Genomic DNA, 4,114 nt, shown 5'->3' on the forward strand with positions numbered 1-4,114 from the left:
TATCGCTTCACCGCTGAGCAGTAATGCTCAGCAGTGTTCAGCGTAAATGTATCAGTTTGCAGCTAGGAAACCCCAAAAATCCTCAGCAAGACTCCGGCACGGACGGAAAACTGCGCTCCCAGCCATAGCGGTCTGGAAGAGCCTCCCCAGCACCTCAAGGTGCCAACTGCGCGATAACAACAGAACCGCAAAATCTAAGATTGAGAACCCCAATCCCTGCCACCGTGCTTTCTGCTCTCTCCGCAAAAGAGGCGGCAGCCAAGGGATCCTAAAATAGGGGGAAAGCTCTCTCCCGGCTCCACCGTGGCACCTCGTGGTTTCAAACCCATTCAGAACCGCTCCGGTAGGGAGAGCCTGGCTCCCTACGTGCGCACCTTGCCCCTGGTGATCGACGCCATGCTGGATCTGGCGCAGGTGCGGGGCGACGATCTCCTCTACGACTTGGGCTGTGGGGATGGCCGCATTCCTATCCGGGCAGCCCAGCGCTGCGGCACGCGGGGCCTGGGGGTGGATATCGACCCAGAGCGCATCCTAGAGGCACAGCAGGCGGCCCAAGCCGCTCAGGTTCAGGATCGGGTCAGTTTTCGGCAGCAGGACTTGCTCACCCTGGATCTCTCGCCAGCGACGGTGGTGACCTGTTATTTGCTGCCCCGCTCCCACCTGCTGATTCGAGACAAGCTGCGCAGCGAGCTCCGGCCTGGCGCCCGCCTGGTCACCCACACTTTCGATATGGGGGATTGGCCGCCCACCGCCACCACCACCGTGTCAGATGTTATCAACACCTACACCATCTATCTCTGGCGGATTTAGCCCCCACTTTTTGCCAGCCCTCTTGACTTGCCTGTTCGCTCCTGGCCTAATTCAACTCAGCCCTCTCTCCCGTTCCCCCTTGAGACGCCGTCTACTTGAGTTCTGGCGCCGCCGCTTCCCCCACAGCCTGCGCACTCAGGTGGCGCTGGTGATTGCCAGCCTTTCCTTTGTCCCCAACTTGGTTTTCATCCTGTCGGTGCAGTGGATCCTCCCCGGCACAGAGCTCAGCCCCGAGGGATCTGTCCTGCTGCTGCTGTGGATCCCTTTGCTAGCAGGGCTATCGGCAGTGGTGGGCTATGTCCTGTCTTCCCTAATCTTGCGGCCCCTCACCTTGCTGGCCCGCGAGCTGGGCCATCTGGAAACCTTAATTAGCCAGCCGGCCCGTTGGAATTTGCTGCTCCGCCCCGGGGATCCCCAAGAGGCTTTGATCCTGCGCCAGGCCTTTGCCCATCTGCTGCGCCAGATCCAGATTGACCAATTGCGGCGGGAAGCCTTTACCGCCACCTTGGTGCATGACCTGAAAACCCCTCTCATTGCCTTTGGGCATTTGCTAAGTGCCCTCAAGCAGGAGCAGCAGTTGCAGCCGGAAGAGCGGCTTGCCCTGCTGGATCGCATCTTGCAGGAGAACCAACGCAATCTGTCCCTGGTGCAGCGGATGGTGGAGGCCCACCGCCTAGAGCGGGGCGAGATCGAGCTACATCCTCGTCTTTGCGATCTGGGATCCCTGGCCCGACGGGTGGCCGAACGCATGGGATCCCTGGCCCGAGAACGGGGGATCGACCTGCGAGTGGAGGGAGAAGGGTGGGCCAATGCCGATGAGGCCGAGCTGGAACGGGCGCTGGTGAACCTGGTGGACAATGCCTTGCGCTACGCCCGCCAGGTGGTGGTGCTGACCATCAGCCCTCGCCAGATCCAGGTGCGGGATGACGGGCCCGGCCTGCCGGCTCCCCTGGAAGAGCTGGCCCAGCCCTACATCGCCCAACCCATTCACATCGCCGGCCAGCACTACCCGACCGGCTCAGGAGGTCTGGGGCTGTACATCGCCAAACGTATCCTGCAAGCCCACGGAGGAGACTTGTGTTTGGTGGAGACGGGATCCCAGGGCACGACCCTAGCGCTGGTGCTGCCCTGATCCCCAACCCCGCCAGGGGAGAAAAGCGCCCAAGGGATCCCCTCTGCTTCGCGTTAGTGGTGTGGAGCGCTTGCAGCTCACTCGACAGGGCGGCCCCGATACATCAATCGATACTTTGCCGGCGGGGGCGCAGCCGTTTGCTCTTGGCGTTCTTCTGTTGCAACGGACAGGGAAGGAGGGGGGCTGTCTTTTTCAGACCACAAACCCAGCTGCTCGAGAACCGCGTGAAGAGCTTCCGTGTCGATGGGAAAAGACCACCTGGCTGCCTTGTAAATTTGCTCGAGGGAGTGGAGAATGTCGTCGGCTTCGGCCAAACCGGGGATCACCTCGGCTGCCCCCTGGTAAATGGCCCAGCGCCGCTCTGCCGGCTCGATGGGGCGACGAGGGTAATGAGTGAGAATCACAGGGATATCCGGAAGCCGGCTCCGACACTCTCGACAAAAGGCATAGGGGTTAAACAGCCCCGTCGTCATATCCACCACCATCAGATCCAGAGAATGAGTTGCCGCCACCTCCACCAGATCTGCCTGAGGAGAAACCAGCACCACTGTATGGCGCTGAGACTCCAGCACCAGCTTCCAGAGCTGGGCTTGCAAAAGCTGACCCTGAGCCACCAGAACGGTCTTGGTCACGGTGAGCAGAGAAACGACTTGCCTTAGTTCACAACTTTGCCTACGGCGCAAGGTAGCATTTCCAATAGAGAAGAAACAGTAACTAGCTATACCGGTAGTGCTGGGCTGACCCAGCCGCTTGGATACGTAAACTACCCGACTCCGACCGCCCCCCCTTCCCCCCCAACCCCCCGTATATGGGGGCAGGGGGGCGGGGGGATTGAGGGGGTACAGTGCGGGGCTCCTGCAGTTTCTAGCTGAAACTCCACCGATCTGCGACAAGTTTTTGGGTACAGCTTGCCCGGCGGCCTCAGCACTTGCCTTGCTCGGTCAAACCACCCTCAGCTTCCTCTTCGGTTTCGGAGGCCAGCTCGGCCTGCAAGGCCTGCCACTCCTCCGGGGAGAGGGAGTGAAGTTTTTCTTGGATTTGCTGCCTCTCGAAAGTGGCCCACTGGGCCTTCAGAGTCATTTCCCTGCTCAACACCCGCTTCAGGTAGCCCACCGTCCAGCCCAGGCATCCCAGCAGAAACACCACACTCGACACCTGCTGCGCCGCGCCCGTATCTAAGCCGGCCCAAAGCAGCAGCCCGTAGAGAAGTCCTCCCCCCAAGAGCAGGGCTAGGCCAATGCCGAGAACATCCCGTCTGCGCATGGCTGGTAGGTTGCAGAAGGGCGAGCTCTAGAGCGAACGCGGCTTGGGCCGAAACGTCATGAAGGGAGCCACGAGCACCATACCGGGGAAGAAAAACAAAACTAGGAAAAACATCAACACCTTTTCCCAGGCACCGCTGTAGTTCCAGCGCTTGTCCACGTACACCAAAAACAAGAACGGCAGCACCAGCAGGTAGAGAACTGCTAGCGCAGCATAGGTCAAGCCAATGAGCGTCGAGGTAGAGAGCATATCCAGTTGCCTCGAATTAACCTGGGCAAATCCAGTCCAATCGGGGTCATATTACAGCATTGTAATAGTGAATGAACTTGTCGGCTTAGCCGGCTCTTCGCCTCATCGCTATAAACTCGTGCTGATGGCCCCGACAGGGCAGGTGGGGATGCATTGTTCGCACATAACACAGCGATTACGCAGAAACTCCAGTTTCCAGTCGGGAGCGGAAATCTTCAGTGCCTCGGTGGGGCAAACGCCCGTACACAAGCCGCAATCCACGCACAAATCTGGGTCGATCTGAATTTCTTTAGCCCGCTCGGCCACCTCAATGCCCAAAGACTGCACCCACTCCAGCCCCGCCTCCACCTGGTCGATATCTCCCGAGAGCTCCACCACCAGGGTGCCCACTTCGTTAGGGGTTACTCTGGCACGGACGATGTTGGCGGCTACATCGAAGTCTTTCGCCAGACGATAGGTGAGGGGCACATTCACCAAGTGGCGAGGAAAAATCAGGGTCACTCGTTTGCGCACGGATTTGACTTGCGTAGCTGAGGTACGACGACTCTTCCAGTATGCCAAGGCCGACTGCCAAGTTCGGCCATCAGAACCTCCGGGGTACTCCTGCCACAGCGCAGCTTGGCGGGATGGAGGATAGGCGGTGAGACGAAGGGGTTCAAT

The 4,114-nt window shown here is 59.7% G+C and carries 6 protein-coding genes; 2 read left to right on the forward strand and 4 right to left on the reverse strand.

Annotated features, from left to right (window positions below; all coding sequences use genetic code 11):
• Window positions 1-303: 303 nt before the first annotated feature.
• Together GG26_RS13440 and GG26_RS13445 are read left to right on the forward strand one after the other, a co-directional pair.
• On the forward strand, window positions 304-810 hold the full coding sequence (locus tag GG26_RS13440) for an SAM-dependent methyltransferase (protein WP_011431366.1): 507 nt from the start codon (window positions 304-306) through the stop codon (window positions 808-810).
• Between the two features lie 79 nt (window positions 811-889).
• Window positions 890-1,942: a sensor histidine kinase gene (locus GG26_RS13445; RefSeq protein WP_228375346.1), complete on the forward strand. Its 1,053-nt coding sequence runs from the start codon at window positions 890-892 to the stop codon at window positions 1,940-1,942.
• A gap of 77 nt (window positions 1,943-2,019) precedes the next feature.
• Here GG26_RS13445 and GG26_RS13450 read toward each other — a convergent pair whose 3' ends face one another.
• From GG26_RS13450 to GG26_RS13465, 4 genes are all read right to left on the reverse strand, one after another.
• Window positions 2,020-2,574 carry a response regulator gene (locus tag GG26_RS13450; protein WP_414391146.1) on the reverse strand — a complete coding sequence of 185 codons (555 nt, stop codon included), beginning with the start codon at window positions 2,572-2,574 and terminating at the stop codon, window positions 2,020-2,022.
• Window positions 2,575-2,863: 289 nt separating this feature from the next.
• Window positions 2,864-3,205, reverse strand: a complete 342-nt coding sequence (locus tag GG26_RS13455; RefSeq protein WP_011431369.1) for a DUF3007 family protein — start codon at window positions 3,203-3,205, stop codon at window positions 2,864-2,866.
• A 27-nt stretch (window positions 3,206-3,232) separates the two neighbouring features.
• Window positions 3,233-3,454 carry an NAD(P)H-quinone oxidoreductase subunit L gene (ndhL, locus tag GG26_RS13460; protein ID WP_011431370.1) on the reverse strand — a complete coding sequence of 74 codons (222 nt, stop codon included), beginning with the start codon at window positions 3,452-3,454 and terminating at the stop codon, window positions 3,233-3,235.
• Window positions 3,455-3,562: 108 nt separating this feature from the next.
• On the reverse strand, window positions 3,563-3,967 hold the full coding sequence (locus tag GG26_RS13465; protein WP_011431371.1) for an NIL domain-containing protein: 405 nt from the start codon (window positions 3,965-3,967) through the stop codon (window positions 3,563-3,565).
• Between the last annotated feature and the right edge of the window lie 147 nt (window positions 3,968-4,114).

This window comes from Synechococcus sp. 'PEA 65AY6A-5F PE A', from assembly GCF_047462575.1.
Lineage (GTDB): Bacteria > Cyanobacteriota > Cyanobacteriia > Thermostichales > Thermostichaceae > Thermostichus.

Coding starts and splice junctions, on each gene's coding strand:
- GG26_RS13455 (WP_011431369.1), bottom strand. CDS start 3,205: ATGCGCAGACGGGATGTTCTCGGCATTGGCCTAGCCCTGCTCTTGGGG.
- ndhL (WP_011431370.1), bottom strand. CDS start 3,454: ATGCTCTCTACCTCGACGCTCATTGGCTTGACCTATGCTGCGCTAGCA.